This is a genomic window from Anaerolineales bacterium, from assembly GCA_037382465.1.
Taxonomy (GTDB): domain Bacteria; phylum Chloroflexota; class Anaerolineae; order Anaerolineales; family E44-bin32; genus WVZH01.
In genome coordinates this window covers 133,250-148,012 of the sequence record JARRPX010000002.1, presented here as the reverse complement: position 1 = coordinate 148,012, position 14,763 = coordinate 133,250, and the positions used below count along the sequence as shown (strand labels likewise).

The following is a 14,763-nucleotide window of genomic DNA, read 5'->3' as shown; positions in this document are numbered from 1 at the left end:
TCTATCTGTGGTACCTTGAAATGAGTTGCAGCTGCATCCGACCGAGTTGGAGAACGTCTCCGTGGAGCAAGGGAGAAGGTTTTAGCGATTCCAATCGTTGTCCGTTGATCAAGGTGCCGTTTGCGCTTTCGAGATCGATGACGTACACGCCGTCTGTTTCGATTTTCATCTCTGCATGCAAGCGGGACACGCCGTATTCGTATGCCTCGTAATTCGCCAGATCGATATCGGGGACGACAGCCTGCTCTTTTATGGATCGACCGAGTGTGTAATTGGATCTCCCCAGAAGTGAAACGACGTCGCCAGTGGATAGAACCCGTAATCCCATCAAGGCACCGGTGTGCAGTTCCGGTCCTTCAGGAATATGCGGCTTGGTTGCGGCTGGATCTTCTCTCGCTTGGTGCCTCGCTCCGGTCATTGTCGGCGCAGGATTTGAAGGGGCGAGTCTCGTCCCGCATTCGCTGCAGTATAGCGTGCCGACAAAATGTTGGTGTTTACAAGAGGGGCATTCGATCATTGCCTCATCTTCTCGGAAGGCGGTAAAAGCAAGGCTCGGGTGCCGTACTTCAAGGTTTTCTCGCCCTCGCTTGACAATCGTTCGGTACGGGAAAGTCGCACGGCTTCACTGAGAGCCGCTTTCGCCAAATCCCGTTCACCCGAGGCGATCAGGTGGGTGGCCAGGTTTTCCAACCGCTTAGCAGCCTGCACCGATTGGCCCAATTCAGATTCGTGGCGTGCCATTTCCTGCATGCGATACAGGGCGATCAAATTCAGTGCATCCACGATCGTGTCGGGAGGGGGTTCCAGGTCAGGATCTCGGGACACAGGAATCTGCAGGTTCACGGGAAGTGAGGCCGTTTCCGATTCACCGGAGAGAATGTCTCCGGTGATTTTGGTGTGGGTAAGCAGCAGCGTTTGCACGTCTCCGATCGGATGGACGACCAATTCTAGGATCACGCGGATTTGAGAATCCCGCATGAGGTGTCCCAAGGACATCGGTAGAACGTCGCCCAGCGGCATGGGATTAGGCTGGATGCGAAAGGCTGAGCGCAGATCGACCTGTTGTCCGATCGATCCCTCGATACGCATACGACTGGCAACGACCATGCCGAGGGAAGTGAAAATCTCTTCGAGCAGCTCCTGAACGGCCTTGGGGGAGTTGAGAAATACGACGCTGCCTCCGCTGCGAGTTGCCACATCATCCAACAGGCGGTCGCTCCAGTCAGACCCGATCCCGATGCAATTGATCGAAATCCCTTGCGCAGACGCCTTCGTCGCCAGTGCGATGCATTGATCTTCGTCGCCGTACGTACGGCCATCGGTGAGCAGCACCATCTGATTTACGGCTTCTTTACGCAGGTTGTTTTCGATTTCTGCCAGACCCGCTTCCATACCCTGGGCGATTTCCGTACCGCCTCCTGCCTGCAGGAGACTGAGGCGGGCACGTGCGGTTTTGATGTCCTTTGCTTGTTCCGGGGATATGATGACTTCGGCGCGATCGCTGAACGAAATGACGGAAACATCGTCTTCAGGCTGCATGTCATCCAGGATGCTGAGAGTCGCTGCGCGAACACGATCCAAACGTTGTCCCCGCATCGATGTGGATTGGTCGACAACGATGGCCATGTTTACCGGCGGACGAGAGGCCGGTAGATCGGTTGTGGCTTCGATGTCCATCAAAACGTAATGTACCTGGGGTTCGTCCAATCGCAGAATCTGAGAGCGGCTGTGGGTTATGCTGCAGCGGAAAACCGAATCCTCGGCGAGTTCTTCTTCCATGCTTTGCAGCTCTTCATCGTACGCCGCTCTTTTGTCCGCGTCGCATAGAACTTCGTAAGCGCGGCTGACGTCGAGGAAAAGCTCCGTTTCACCCGGTGCGACATTCTTGTCCGGGTGGAGACGGGATGCCGCTTGGCGATACGCATGCTTGATTTGGGTTAGCGTCGCGTTTCTCGGAACCCCGAGGATTGAGTAATAATCGCTCTCACCAGACACTTGTCCGCCCTTTACCCCTTTGGAAACTGCACCAATACCGCCGTGATGTTGTCCGGCCCGCCTGCGGCATTCGCGGCTCTGACCAAGGCTTCACAGGCCTCTTGCGGATGGTTGGAGCCGGAAATGATGCGATAGATCACATCCTCGGAGACTTCGCCCCACAAGCCATCCGAGCAGAGGAGCAAAAAACCGCCCTTTGGAACGGGATGAGTCAATGTATCGATTTCGAGGTTTGCGCCCTGGCCGATCGCACGGTAGAGTACGTTGCGCTGCGGATGAACGGCCGCTTCCTCTTCCGTGAGTTGTCCAAGTTCCCGCAAACGCTCTACGAGCGAATGATCACGTGTGATCGCTTTCATCGAATCGTTTTCGATGACGTAGGCTCGACTGTCGCCGACGTGACCGATAACCATCTGGCCATCGAGGACGAGTGCCGCCGTCAGCGTCGTACCGCCGCCGGGCACTTTGTTTACAACGGCCTGATTTGCATCCTGAAGTGCAAGGCGCAGGATGTCCTGGATGGAATCGGCGTCGTTTTGAGGTTCTTGTGCCAGTAAATCGATGATCGTGTCTTCTGTCAATCTTCTGGCGACGGTTCGCACGGATACAGCACTGGCCACTTCTCCCGCGCGATGACCTCCCATGCCGTCTGCGACAAGAAACAGGCCGAATCCATCGAGCGGATCATCGCCGAATGCATTCCCCGTCAAGACGAAGAGTGCATCTTCGTTGTGTGAACGAACGACACCCGTGGAATGACCCGTACCGACTTGAATAGATTGCTCGCAGGTCAATGACCATGCAGTAGAGGTGGACGGTGCGCGTCGTGCAGCGGGCGTAGACCTGGTAGAGTCGGATCGTCCGAGGTTTCCAAATAACCCCTTGAATGTCTTCTTTAGAAATTGCATTCGCTATGTTTGTCCTGTCTAGCCATAATGAATTACACAATTAACAATGAGTAAATTTTATGATCGGTCGATCCGATGTAAACCTTGTTGTTCGAAATGGCCGGGGTACCCGTTATCGCACCGCCGGTATCGAAACGCCAGCGCAAACGTCCGGAACGAAATTCCAGGCAGTAAAGTGAGCCATCCACAGAACCACAGTAGATCGAATCTTCATACGCGATCGGAGATCCCGTCACCTGGTGCTCCGTTGCAAAACGCCATGCCTCTCGAGCATGTTTGGCCAGAATGGCGTAGATGTTGTTATCGCCGCAGCCGATGAAAATCTTCCCGTCAGCGTAGGCGGGGGACGAAATCGTAGGTCCGCCCATCCTGAAGCGCCATACCTGCCAACCGTTTTCGATTTCGAGCGCGTAGAGCGTCCAGTCTTTCGACCCGAAATAGACCATTCCGTTGGCAATCACCGGCGATGAGGTCACCGCTCGTTTAATTTTCTTGCGCCATTTCTGCTCACCGCGAAAATCGTAGCAGTAAAAATCACCACTTTCACATCCAAAGTACACACGCTCATCGTGTACGGCGGGAGAGGACCAAATGGGTCCGCTTGTGTTCTCTCTCCACGCTCTCCGCCCGGTAATCATGTTGACCACGTGTATGCGGCTGTCATCTGCACCGAAGAATACGTGGCCATCCGATACGACGGGGGATGAGCGGATGGGGCCGTCGGCGTAGTACATCCAAATGAGTTTACCGTGGTCCGCAGATATTGCGTGTAAGCGATTGTCTTCTGAACCGATGAAGATCATATCTGCTTCGATGGCCGGTTTTCCGGTGATGCCTCCCTCGGTGGCGTACTTCCAGAGGAATTCTCCGGTTTCAGCGTTCAGCGCATATAAATTGTTGTCGTAACAGCCGATGTACACCGTGCCGTCATGGATGAGGGGCGTACCGCGGATTTCATCCTCGCATTCGAAGGTCCAGACCGGTTCTACAGAATCTCCCGTACTGACGATAGCAGCCGTGCGGGGTTTCACCAGAATACCGGTTTCTTGTACGACCCCCATCAGCGCCTGTTTCATCTTTTCCGCACTGGGATAACGGTTCTTGGGATCGTAGGCAAGGGAGGCATTGATCACGGCTTCGAGCTCGGGCGACACGTCTGCGTTGATCTCGCGGATGGGCCGTTCTGCAAATGAAAACGGAGGTTCGATGCGCGGATCACGCCTGGTCAACAGATGATGAAGTGTGGCGCCCAGCGCATAGATGTCACCAGGCGGCGAGGCTTCACCACGATATTGCTCGGGCGGTGAATATCCTTCGGTCCCGATCATGGTTCCTTTCTGACCGGGTTGAAACACTCTGGCAATGCCGAAATCGATCAGCCGGATGTGACTATGCTGGTCGATCATGATGTTGGATGGTTTCATGTCGCGAAATACGACAGGTTCCGGTTGATGGTTGTGCAGGTAGCTCAGCACATCACACAGTTCGATGGCCCATTCGACAACTTGTTGTTCCGATAAAAATTCCTCACTCTCGGCGAGTAAGGCTTCCAGATCCAGGCCGTCGATGAACTCCATCACCAGGTATAGGCTGTTGTTATGGATGAAGTAGTCGTAAATTCGGGGAATTGCAGGGTGCGAAAGCGTGGCCAGGAGATCCGCTTCTCGTTCGAAGTTCGTGACGATCATCTCATGCATGGTCTGGTCAGAGACCATGCTGGTCATTTCTTTGATGGCCACCAGCTTTTGGACGTTCGGAAAATGAAGATCTCGACCTTTATAGACGTTGCTCATACCGCCCGCGCCGAGCAATCCAAGAATCAAATAGCGATCTTGAAGAGTCGTACCGGGCTGGATGCGTTCAAGATGCTCGGTTTGTCCTTCGAGCGCTTTCGTACTTTTCCGCATTAACCTCGCTTCCCTTATTATTCGGAAATTATAGCATGAGACCTTAGACGCGCAACGTGCTGAAGGACTAACGGACTAGTGAAGTTCCGCTGCGGATCTGATTTTTCACTGGTCGCGTGATAATAATTCGTGGGTCAGATTTCGCAACGCCTCAGCCGGCGGCCCGGTGGGTGAGGCGGCATCGAGCGCGGCAAGCGCAAGGCGGGTGTGCTCTCTTGCTTGCGTGTACGAATATTCACGCGCTCCGACTTTTTCTAGCGCATCCACGATGTCCCCGGTGCGATCCAGTTCATTGCTCTGATTCCACATTTCGGCGACAGCAGATGAGGCTTCCATGGCGAATAGGACCGGCAAGGTCTTTTTCCGGGAGCGGATATCGTCTTCATGAGACTTGCCGGTGCGTGCCGGTTCTCCCCAGATTCCCAGAACGTCGTCGAGAATTTGAAACGCCAATCCCAGATGCCGGCCGAATTGACCAAAATGGGTTACGCGTTGTTCTTCCGCTTCCCCGATACGTGCACCGATGGCGGTGGAGGCGGCCAATAACGCAGCCGTTTTCCCCTCGATCATGGTCAGGTACTCGCTGCTGCTCACTGTGGATCGAGTCTCGAATCCAATGTCGAGATGTTGACCCTGCGTCAACGACAAGCACGCACGGTCGAACTGCAACATGAGATCCTGAATGAGATCACTCGAGGTGGCTTTCTCGCTCAAGCGCAGCATTGAAAGATGCGCGAGTGTGAATACCGCATCACCAGTGTTTATCGCTTGTGCTGTCCCCCATTTCGACCACAGCGTTGGGCGCCCTCGACGCATCTCACTTTGGTCTTCGATGTCATCGTGGATCAAAGAGAAGTTGTGCAGCAGCTCGATTGCTGATGCGGCCGGAAGAGCTGTCTGCCAGATCCCCTCCACGCTTGCGCAGGATAGTAAAGTCAACAGTGGGCGCACGCGTTTTCCTCGAGCATGGGGTGCGTCCAACCATCCCATGTGATAGGAGATCATACGGTGCATCTCGGCGTAATTCGGAGTGTCGAGGGAGGCGACAGATCGCTGCAAATCTTCCTCGATTGCAGCCAGAATCTGTTCTTGAAGGGCAGCGTAAGCCGATTTCATGACTCGATCCGCAGGATTTTATCCTGAAGGGCATGCAGGTTTGCTGCGCCCGCCGCAAACATGCAGACTCGCAGTTCGTTGGCATACTGCAGGATAAGTTCGGATACACGTTCGGCCGATTGAGTGGCGGCTTTTAGAAATGGCCCTGCGATACCACAAAGATCCGCACCGATTGCGACGCATTTGGCAATATCGATACCCGAACGTAAGCCTCCCGAGGCAATCAAGGGCACAGCGGGCAGCGCTTCATGGACCTGGATGACGGCTTCGGCGGTCGGAATTCCCCACGTCCTGAATATTGCCGCCTGTGTTTCTTGCGCTTTCGTCTCGGCGCGGTGCAGCTCCACTTGAGACCAGGATGTTCCTCCGGCTCCCGCAACATCGATGGCGTGGACGCCGGCGTCGACGAGCTGCCTGGCCGCCTCGGCGGAGATCCCCCAGCCGACTTCTTTGGCGATGACGGGAACTTCGAGATTCCGGCAGATTTCTTCGATGCGCTTCAACAATCCGGCAAAACGGGTGTCGCCATTCGGCTGCAGGGCCTCTTGCAACGCGTTGAGGTGCAGGATCAATGCGTCGGCTTCCACCATCTCGACAGCTCGGCGACAGGCATCGATTCCGTAGCCATAATTGAGCTGCACTGCGCCGAGGTTGGCCAGGATGACGATGTCCGGTGCAGTTTCTCTAATACGATAGGTGTCCGCGAGTTCGGGATCTTCGATCGCGGCGCGCTGCGATCCCAGGCCGATGGCGATACCATTTTTTTGCGCCGCTTCGGCGAGCGCGGTGTTGATCTCGGCTGCCCGTGGTGTTCCGCCGGTCATGGACGAAATCAGCAGCGGGCAGGTCAGAGGCTTTCCGAGAAACGTCGTCGAAGTGGCGATCTCTTCGAGATTCAACTCGGGGACGGCGTTGTGTTTGAAGTGGTAGTTTTCCAGATTCGTAGTCAGACCCGATCTCGTATCCTGTTCGAGGTTGATGCGGATGTGGTCTTTTTTACGGTCCGATGTCGGCGTAACTTTGGTCATATCAAAGTGTTCCTAGGTTGAGAGCGCTTAGAATATCGAGCGCATTTTAAGGCTGAGTATATCTGAAAAAAAGGGCTTGTATACCTGACGTGACTGTTTTACAATCCCCATTATCCTCATAGGTGAGCATATAATCAAGGAGGCTCCTGATGTCCGACACTTTCGAAGATGTAAAAGCAATTATTGTAGAGTTACTCGGAATCGATGAATCCAAGGTAAAGAAGGAATCGAGATTTCGTGAAGATCTCGAAGCAGACTCACTCGATCTCGTCGAATTGATCATGGCGTTCGAGGAAAAATTCGGCGGCGAGATTTCTGATGAGGATGCGCAGAAGATCACGACTGTCGGCGAGGCTGTGGATTACATCGAAGCCAAGCTGAAATAACCGTTGAGGAATACCGATAAGAATAGGCCGGCGGAAACCCGGCCTATTTCGTTTTCTATCTATACTGTACTTCCCTGAGGGGAACTCAACTACTTCTTCTTCGATTTTCTTGCTGGGGATCGTTTCTTCGTTTTCAAAAGCGCTTGAATCTCTGCTTCTTCCTTGGAGACGGAGGAGATGTAATCTTGCATGAACTGTGAACGCCGCAGACGCAGGCTCACCGGAGCGACGGTGCGTATATCCTGCGGATTGGCGCGTTCCCTGCCGTCCGCGATTGCATGGGCTCTGGCAGCTTCGAAGAGCGTAATCTCCGCACGCAAGGAATCCACGCCCAATTCCTGGACCAATTTCAGGCCTAGCGTTTCGGCTGATTTCGTGAGCGTCACGTCCGGAAGACGCTGTCTTGCGAGTTCCAGCTCTTCCCGGAACAACGCCGTGGCCTCTGCGTATTCCTGGATCACTTCTCGCGGATTGTTGCGGAATGCGATCGTGCGTCGATAGGCTTCCAGTCGATCGCTGCGGCGTTCCAAACCGCGAACGATAACACGCAGCCCGAAACGATCGAGAATCTGAGGGCGCAGCCGGCCCTCCTCCGGATTCATCGAACCGATGAGCACGAATCGGGCGCGATATGTTGCCACGAGTGCGCCGCGATGGACCGAGTAGGTGCCTTGTGCAGCAGCATCGAGTATGGCATCGATGATGTCGTCATCGAGCAAGTTGATTTCATCGACGTAGAGCACGTTCTGGTCCGCACGGGCGAGGATTCCGCGGCGAAAGCGTAATCTCTGATGGACCGCGGCGCGTTCGTCGATGCCGCCAACCACGTCCTCCAGGCCGGCATTGAGGGGAAGCTCGAAGAGTCGCACTCGGTCCGTGTACGTCAGCGGTTCCCCATGGGCGTAGCGTTGTGCGCAGTTCGGACAAACCGAGTCGATGCCGCTGGTCTCGACGTCTTCGGGCGTGCATCCATATTCGCAGCGGCTGCGTAGGATGTCTGGCATCAAATCGGTCAAACTTCGCACGGCCGTTGTCTTGCCCGTACCTCTGGGTCCGATGAGCAGCACGCCGCCGATGAGGGGGTTGATCAGTGCGAGCAGCAAAGCGATTTTCATGTCTTGCTGTCCCACGAGGGATAGATATGGAAAGACAAGCGGCTCCGCCAGCCCCTTATCCTCCGCGGTTTCGACATCGAGAAACCGTTTTGCACTAGCTTGTTCGATTAATTCGTTGAGAGATTTTAGATTGGTCGTCATCAGGCGTCTTCGCGTATATCTTGCTTTCGCTGGGCAAGTCGATGAGCTTGGCGTTGTTTGCCCCCGGCCAGAAGTCGCTTTTCACTTTCCGTCTCCGCGATCAGTTTGGGGACGCGCTTCGGAATGCGGGCATCGTCGAGCGCCACATAGACCAGGAAGCCGGTGTTGGTGTGAGTCCTTTGACCGGTCACGGGATTTTCCGCATGTACCTGCACGCGCGTCTCGATGGACGTACGACCGACATAAGTTACTTCCGCTTCCAGAATGACCAAATCGCCGATACGGATGGGTTCGAGGAAATGCATCTGATCGATGGCAACGGTGACGACTCTGCATTGCGCATGACGCATGGCGGCCAGCGCGCCTGCTTCGTCGACCAACTTCATGATCCAACCGCCGTGTACATCCCCTCGAGAGTTGGCTTGTCCTGGCTGCATGAGTTGACTGAGCACAACCCTGGAGGCGTGCACGGGTTTGGCTTCGATTTCATCGTGCGGCATTCGGTTAATCCATGTCCTCCCGATGTCCTGCGGCATCCGTCGTATGCAGACGTTCCGGGGTTTCGTCGAGAACATCGATGATTTCGAACGGAAGATCGGACATCATCGGTGGCAGCGGGACGGTCGCGGGCGGCCGGATGCGTTGGGGCTCCACGGGAGGCTCTCTTCGAACGAGTGGACGCTGCGGGATGCGTTTGGTGAGAATGCGGGGATCTTTCGTTATCCATCCGACGTATACCCCGTTGACGTCGAAAACCTCTTTTTCCGATGTCACCCAACCGATCCATTCACCCAGCGTATTGTAAATATAAGGGAAAACGAGTAAGGCGGACCAATCTCCAGGGGTAGTATAAATCGGGATCGGCTTTCTCAATTTCTTGGTCATCGATTGTCAGGCTCCGTTGAGGTGTGATCCATTATACAAGCCCTCGAAATTGTTCGAAAGTTTTTGTAATTACATCGTAAGTTATATCTTGTGCTTCGTCGAATTTGAAATCATTCCGCTGAATCGTTCTCAATTATGAATGATTGCTTGATCTACGCTAGGTGACGTCTGAATACGTCCAAATGCGGTTTACCGTGAAATTCCAGAACAGGACGACGATGACCGCCGTGGCGAGTGCCAGATTGCTACCCAGAACTGCGCTCTCGATCGGAAGGAATGAAGCTTCGCCGGGGGGGAACGTGGAAGGGATGTTGACGAGCAGCCATTCTGCAAAGCGAGTCATGGGGGCCTCCGAAAAAGCAAATATCGGAGTACGGATCAGCAGGCCGATCAGATTTACGCCGAGAAACTGCGTGGCTTGATGGGGGATGGGTTTGGAGCGCGAATCCGGGTAGGTCCAGTAGCGATTCCATATGAAATTGCTGATGATCGCGGCCGTGAATGAGCACACACTGGACGGCAGGCTGTTCAAGCCAATGACGGAATGCAGTAGGTTGAAGGTGCCGAAATCGACGACGGCCCCGAACGTCCCCACAACCGAAAATTTGACGAAGCGTATGAATTCCCGACGTCTTCTGGTGGTTGCGTTCATATACGGCTCTGAAAATCCTTTATGGTCCGTTCCAATCCTGCTTCGATGTCTACCTGCGGTGCCCAATCGAGAATCTCCCGGGCGCGTGAGATGTCCGGCTGCCGGCGTTGTGGGTCGGCCGGCGCACGCGAGTCGGGCAGGATTTCAATTCCGGCCTGGTTTTTCGTCAGGCGGTTGATCAACTCGGCCAATTGCATGATCGTCATTTCGACCGGATTCCCGATGTTGACCGGTAGATTGTAGTCGCTTTGAAGTAAACGATAAAGGCCTTCGACGGTGTCGCTTACGTAACAAAAACTACGGGTTTGCTTGCCGTCGCCGTAAATCGTAAGCGGTTTGTTTTGAATGGCCTGGCCGATGAAGTTGGGCACGACGCGTCCGTCGTCGAGACGCATGCGAGGACCGAAGGTGTTGAAGATCCGGGCGATGTGCGTGCGCAAGCCGTGTTTGCGGTGATAGGCCATCGTTATGGCTTCCGCGAAGCGTTTCGCTTCATCGTACACAGAGCGGATGCCTACAGGGTTCACGTGGCCGAAGTACTCCTCATGCTGCGGATGAACCTCCGGATCGCCGTAGATTTCAGACGTCGAGGCGAGTAGAAACGCTGCATCGTGTGCGCGTGCGACTCCGAGAGCGTTGTGTGTGCCCAGCGAACCGACCTTCAAGGTCTGTATCGATAATTGCGGATAACCGTACGGTGAGGATTGGTTAGGGCTGGCCGGCGATGCGAGATGCATCACGGCATCGATCCTGCCGGGTACGGAGATGTGCTCCGACACATCTTGCTTGATGAAGAGCACGTCGTCATTTCCTTCGAAATGCGCGATATTTTCCAGGCTGCCCGTGAGGAGATTGTCGATGATGACGACTTGATGACCTTTTCGAAGCAGGTAATCGCAGAGATGTGAACCGATAAACCCGGCTCCACCGGTCACCACGACTCGCATTTGGTCCTTGAGCATTGTTCAGGGGCTCCAGTCCATCGAGAGGGTCAAGCCTTCTGCAGTGATCCTTTGCCCCATTTCACTGGCGACATCCACGATCCAGAGATCGCCACGGTAAATGACGGCAATTTGATCGGCCCCGGGTGACCATACGACGGGCTGCGGTTCTAATCCGCTTTCACCAGGTGGGGGAAAGATTCCGTGCAGGTTGCTGCCGTCTCGATCCAAGACGGTCAAACGGTAGTTGCTCGTGTCGCTTTCTAGCGGAGAGATTGCTTGCAGAAATGCCACCTTGTATTCGATTTCGCCGGTATCCAGCAAGCTGGCCGGGGAAACCGTCGGGTAGGCGAACATCCCCGTTTTTTCCGCAAGCGGTAAGCGCAAACCGCCCTGGCCGGTAAGCGCCACGAGATCGAAAACAGGTGATGCGTCTGGATTTTCGAGTGCAATCGGATCTCCATGATCGATGAAAAAGAGCGTCCGATTGTCCCGCCCCCAGGTGAGTCCCGGGACCCAGGCCCAATCACTCAGCGTCCGATAGGGCGTAATCTCCTGAAGCGGGACGAAGCTGGCGGTGTCGAAATCGACGAGACCGATGCTGTCTGCCTGTGCATACGCCAGGTGAAGGTGGTCCTCGCCCCAGACGAACGTCGTCCCCCACCATCCATACTGGCCGCCGGCGTTGGGTTCGATCACCGTTTCCGGACGGAAGACCACACCCGATTCCGTGAATCGAACCGTTAGCAGATCGTTGTTGGCCTGCCAACCGGGTGCGGCGGGGCTGGGTTCGACGGTCGAATAGGCAACGATGCGGGAATCGATGCCGGGCATCCAATCCGCGAAGTGGACGATGTTCTCCACTTTCAGATCGATGAGTTCAGCGTTTGCGTCTGTGGTGGAAACGGCCCACAAACGATTGATCGTATCTTCGTCGTCCTCGACCTGGCGGGTGAAGAGTAAGAAGCGCCCGTCGTCGGAGAGCTTGAATATGTATCCGTCCAGATCACCCGTCAGCACGAGTGGCCGGCGATTGCCGGTGTCGCCCTGGACGATCCAGGCATTTTGTCCCGATATGTAAGCCAATTTCCCCTCGATGGAGACAGGGGTGTATGCCGATTGAATCCCGACCATGACAATTTCCGGGACGGGTTCGACCAGGATCGTGTTCTTGACCGGTGTTCGTGAAATTTCCACGCCGCCTTCTTCCAATATGCGGTAAGTGATCTCTTGCAGCCCGTTCGATCCCGGCTGCAGCAAGTGAGATTCGCCGATCGGAAGAGATTCGTTGCGCAGGGTTTGACGTTCGAAAGGGATTTCGATTTGTTCGATCTCGAAGCGTTCGCCGACGCGCGTAACCGTGATCGTCGAACCGGCATCGAGCAGGGTATAGCCCGGCGGGTCGAGGCGATCGAGCGTTCCCAACGTAATGCCGCTGGTATCGATAGCAAATTGGACCGTCGATCCGGATGGGACCGACAACCCGGTTTCTTCACCGTCGACGACGATCGTAACCTGTATCTGCTCCGCTGTCGTCCGGGGACCGGAACATGAAGCGATCAAGATGGCGGCCAGGAACGCGATTAGTAGGTTTTTTTGCAGTCTCTGCTCAGGTCTCATTGCTGGTCAATCTTCGCACTGGTATAATTCCAAACTTGACGGTTAGCGTAATTCACCGACAATACCCATCTCCCCGTCGGAGATTGCGATCGTACTGATTCTGATCCCCGTTGCCAGAGAACCGATCGTGCCCGTGAAGGCTTCGGTGAGAATGGCGGAAACGGTGTCTTTGAGTGCTGATGGTGCAGGGATTGGACCAAACTCTGCTCGGGTGAGATCGAAAGTAAGTTCACCATCAGCGTTGATGACCGGCGTTACGCCGATCAGCACGTTGGCGGTGAAAGGCCCGTTATTCGTCGTGCCGTAAATTTGGATCATCTTGTCACGTAAAAAGACTTGGGGATCGAGCAGGAGCGGATTTTCTTTCTGCGCCATCCGCTGGCTGAGAAGCGACGTGAGTTGAATTTCGTTCAGTATGACGGTGACCTGGCCGGATTCAACGGCATCCTGCAGCGCCGACTGCCACATTTCCGTGAGATTGAAGGCGGCGTTTTCCTGTGTGGGAATCGGTTCGCCGGGGGGCTCGGGCCCACCCAGGTTCAACTGGCAGGCGAGATTCGCGATGAGGATCATGCTCGCAGCCGCAAGCGTATAAATTCGACTCTTGGTGAGTAGGTTTGGTGACGACAAAAACATCCACTCCAGAAACAGAATCCGAAGGTGATTATAGCACGGCTGTTCGTCCATCCGCTTCTGAGGAAAATACGAATCATTTGGCCGCGCGCGTCGAAGCGTTGCTTTTCGTTTCGCCTGCACCAGTTTCCATTTCACAATTAGGGACCGCTCTCGATGCCTCGCCTCGCTTGATACAGAAAGCATTGGATACGTTGGATGAAGAACTGAAGCGACGGGGGTTGAGGCTGCAGCACCACCGATCTCTCTTTCAACTTACAACAGCGCCCGAACTTTCCGAGGATGTGGAGCGATTCCTTCAATTGGAGAGCACCTCACGTCTGACCCCCGCGGCGTTGGAGGTGATATCCATAATCGCCTACCAGCAGCCAGTCACTCGACCACAGATCGATGCCGTTCGAGGCGTCAATTCGGACAGCGTGCTGCGTACCTTGCTGCGTTATGGCCTCATCGAAGAGACCGGCAGAAGTGAAAGCCCCGGCAGACCGATCCTCTACGCTACGACAACGGAGTTTCTCCAGCAGTTTGGAATCGAATCTCTGGATCAACTCCCTCCGTTGAATCTCGAAACACTTCCTTCGACGGATGAAACCACGGGTTCGGAGGATCAAGGGGAAACCCAATCGGAAGTCTGATGTCGGAAAGATTGCAAAAGATACTTGCAAGAACGGGGATTGGCTCTCGACGTGCCTGTGAAACTTATATCCGTGATGGCCGTGTGACGGTAAATGGACGTGCTGCCACGATCGGAATGAAAGCGGACGCAGATGTCGATGTGATTCGGGTAGACGGTGAACGCATCGATGCCAGAGAGAAGCCCGTGTACATTGCTGTATACAAACCCCGGGGCGTGCTTTCGTCACATCGTTCTCAGGGTGGAAACAGCACGATTTTCGACTTAGTAAAAATCCCTCAACGTACCTTTATTGTGGGAAGGCTCGATCTGGACAGTGAGGGGTTAATCCTGCTCACCAATGATGGTGAACTGGCCAACCTTCTGCTGCATCCGCGTTACGAGCATGAAAAAGAATATCGCGTTTTATTGGACCGAACTCCGGATGACGGCCAATTGTCCGCCCTGGCGCACGGCGTATCGCTTCCAGAAGGGGTAAAATCTTTACCGGCGCGAGTCTGGCGGGAAGATTCGTCAACGAACACATCCTGGGTGCATATTGTCCTACGCCAGGGCCGCAAGCGGCAGATTCGCGAGATGATGCGTACGTTGGGGTTGGAAGTTCGAAGATTGATTCGCGTGCGTATTGGCCCAATTCAACTGGGAAACCTGCGGCTCGGAACGTGGCGCTTTCTATCGAAATCCGAGCAAAAAATGCTGCAGCGCTTGCTGAGGGATAAGCAGCCTTCCACCCGTCGGACACGCAGTCCGGGAAGGTCTGACGTAGGGCGTAAAAATCGACAGGCAGGGGAATAGGAGTTTG

Annotated in this window: 16 protein-coding genes; 3 read left to right on the top strand and 13 right to left on the bottom strand. The window is 54.8% G+C overall.

What is annotated here, in order from left to right; genetic code table 11:
* Position 1: 1 nt before the first annotated feature.
* The 6 genes from P8Z34_01115 to fni form a co-directional block, all read right to left on the bottom strand.
* Positions 2 to 328: an FHA domain-containing protein gene (locus tag P8Z34_01115; GenBank protein MEJ2549262.1), complete on the bottom strand. Its 327-nt coding sequence runs from the start codon at positions 326 to 328 to the stop codon at positions 2 to 4.
* A gap of 185 nt (positions 329 to 513) precedes the next feature.
* On the bottom strand, positions 514 to 1,995 hold the full coding sequence (locus tag P8Z34_01110) for a VWA domain-containing protein (GenBank protein ID MEJ2549261.1): 1,482 nt from the start codon (positions 1,993 to 1,995) through the stop codon (positions 514 to 516).
* Positions 1,996 to 2,006: 11 nt separating this feature from the next.
* Positions 2,007 to 2,789, bottom strand: a complete 783-nt coding sequence (locus P8Z34_01105; protein ID MEJ2549260.1) for a Stp1/IreP family PP2C-type Ser/Thr phosphatase — start codon at positions 2,787 to 2,789, stop codon at positions 2,007 to 2,009.
* 146 nt (positions 2,790 to 2,935) lie between these two features.
* Positions 2,936 to 4,810, bottom strand: a complete 1,875-nt coding sequence (locus P8Z34_01100; GenBank protein MEJ2549259.1) for a serine/threonine-protein kinase — start codon at positions 4,808 to 4,810, stop codon at positions 2,936 to 2,938.
* Between the two features lie 105 nt (positions 4,811 to 4,915).
* Positions 4,916 to 5,926 carry a polyprenyl synthetase family protein gene (locus tag P8Z34_01095; protein ID MEJ2549258.1) on the bottom strand — a complete coding sequence of 337 codons (1,011 nt, stop codon included), beginning with the start codon at positions 5,924 to 5,926 and terminating at the stop codon, positions 4,916 to 4,918.
* On the bottom strand, positions 5,923 to 6,954 hold the full coding sequence (gene fni, locus P8Z34_01090; GenBank protein MEJ2549257.1) for a type 2 isopentenyl-diphosphate Delta-isomerase: 1,032 nt from the start codon (positions 6,952 to 6,954) through the stop codon (positions 5,923 to 5,925). The genes P8Z34_01095 and fni overlap by 4 nt, the downstream gene beginning before the upstream one ends.
* Before the next feature lie 149 nt (positions 6,955 to 7,103).
* Here fni and acpP point away from each other — a divergent pair, with 149 nt between their 5' ends.
* Positions 7,104 to 7,340: an acyl carrier protein gene (acpP, locus tag P8Z34_01085; GenBank protein ID MEJ2549256.1), complete on the top strand. Its 237-nt coding sequence runs from the start codon at positions 7,104 to 7,106 to the stop codon at positions 7,338 to 7,340.
* 89 nt (positions 7,341 to 7,429) lie between these two features.
* Here the strand turns inward: acpP and P8Z34_01080 are convergent, their stop codons facing one another.
* From P8Z34_01080 to P8Z34_01050, 7 genes are all read right to left on the bottom strand, one after another.
* A complete protein-coding gene (locus P8Z34_01080; protein ID MEJ2549255.1) occupies positions 7,430 to 8,596 on the bottom strand; it encodes an ATP-binding protein in 1,167 nt (388 codons plus the stop codon).
* Complete coding sequence (locus P8Z34_01075; protein ID MEJ2549254.1) at positions 8,596 to 9,096, bottom strand: acyl-CoA thioesterase; 501 nt, start codon at positions 9,094 to 9,096, stop codon at positions 8,596 to 8,598. The genes P8Z34_01080 and P8Z34_01075 overlap by 1 nt, the downstream gene beginning before the upstream one ends.
* Positions 9,097 to 9,100: 4 nt before the next feature.
* A complete protein-coding gene (locus P8Z34_01070; GenBank protein ID MEJ2549253.1) occupies positions 9,101 to 9,481 on the bottom strand; it encodes a hypothetical protein in 381 nt (126 codons plus the stop codon).
* 157 nt (positions 9,482 to 9,638) lie between these two features.
* The gene (locus P8Z34_01065) at positions 9,639 to 10,133 is read right to left on the bottom strand and encodes a GtrA family protein (protein ID MEJ2549252.1); all 495 of its coding nucleotides are present in this window, start codon (positions 10,131 to 10,133) and stop codon (positions 9,639 to 9,641) included.
* Positions 10,130 to 11,095 carry an SDR family oxidoreductase gene (locus P8Z34_01060; protein ID MEJ2549251.1) on the bottom strand — a complete coding sequence of 322 codons (966 nt, stop codon included), beginning with the start codon at positions 11,093 to 11,095 and terminating at the stop codon, positions 10,130 to 10,132. Before P8Z34_01060 ends, P8Z34_01065 begins: the two co-directional genes overlap by 4 nt.
* A gap of 3 nt (positions 11,096 to 11,098) precedes the next feature.
* Positions 11,099 to 12,694, bottom strand: coding sequence for a G5 domain-containing protein (locus P8Z34_01055; protein MEJ2549250.1), 1,596 nt, complete (start codon positions 12,692 to 12,694; stop codon positions 11,099 to 11,101).
* Positions 12,695 to 12,736: 42 nt separating this feature from the next.
* Positions 12,737 to 13,324, bottom strand: a complete 588-nt coding sequence (locus P8Z34_01050) for a hypothetical protein (GenBank protein ID MEJ2549249.1) — start codon at positions 13,322 to 13,324, stop codon at positions 12,737 to 12,739.
* Positions 13,325 to 13,407: 83 nt separating this feature from the next.
* Here P8Z34_01050 and scpB point away from each other — a divergent pair, with 83 nt between their 5' ends.
* Entirely contained in the window at positions 13,408 to 13,962 is a 555-nt protein-coding gene (scpB, locus tag P8Z34_01045) for an SMC-Scp complex subunit ScpB (protein MEJ2549248.1), read from the top strand.
* Positions 13,962 to 14,756, top strand: a complete 795-nt coding sequence (locus P8Z34_01040; protein ID MEJ2549247.1) for a pseudouridine synthase — start codon at positions 13,962 to 13,964, stop codon at positions 14,754 to 14,756. Before scpB ends, P8Z34_01040 begins: the two co-directional genes overlap by 1 nt.
* Positions 14,757 to 14,763: the final 7 nt, after the last annotated feature.

Bases quoted from the DNA above. Each gene is read 5' to 3' on its own strand.
- P8Z34_01115 (MEJ2549262.1), bottom strand. From the start codon at position 328: ATGGGATTACGGGTTCTATCCACTGGCGACGTCGTTTCACTTCTGGGG.
- P8Z34_01100 (MEJ2549259.1), bottom strand. From the start codon at position 4,810: ATGCGGAAAAGTACGAAAGCGCTCGAAGGACAAACCGAGCATCTTGAA.
- P8Z34_01095 (MEJ2549258.1), bottom strand. From the start codon at position 5,926: ATGAAATCGGCTTACGCTGCCCTTCAAGAACAGATTCTGGCTGCAATC.
- fni (MEJ2549257.1), bottom strand. From the start codon at position 6,954: ATGACCAAAGTTACGCCGACATCGGACCGTAAAAAAGACCACATCCGC.
- acpP (MEJ2549256.1), top strand. From the start codon at position 7,104: ATGTCCGACACTTTCGAAGATGTAAAAGCAATTATTGTAGAGTTACTC.
- P8Z34_01080 (MEJ2549255.1), bottom strand. From the start codon at position 8,596: ATGACGACCAATCTAAAATCTCTCAACGAATTAATCGAACAAGCTAGT.
- P8Z34_01075 (MEJ2549254.1), bottom strand. From the start codon at position 9,096: ATGCCGCACGATGAAATCGAAGCCAAACCCGTGCACGCCTCCAGGGTT.
- P8Z34_01070 (MEJ2549253.1), bottom strand. From the start codon at position 9,481: ATGACCAAGAAATTGAGAAAGCCGATCCCGATTTATACTACCCCTGGA.
- P8Z34_01065 (MEJ2549252.1), bottom strand. From the start codon at position 10,133: ATGAACGCAACCACCAGAAGACGTCGGGAATTCATACGCTTCGTCAAA.
- P8Z34_01060 (MEJ2549251.1), bottom strand. From the start codon at position 11,095: ATGCTCAAGGACCAAATGCGAGTCGTGGTGACCGGTGGAGCCGGGTTT.
- P8Z34_01055 (MEJ2549250.1), bottom strand. From the start codon at position 12,694: ATGAGACCTGAGCAGAGACTGCAAAAAAACCTACTAATCGCGTTCCTG.
- P8Z34_01040 (MEJ2549247.1), top strand. From the start codon at position 13,962: ATGTCGGAAAGATTGCAAAAGATACTTGCAAGAACGGGGATTGGCTCT.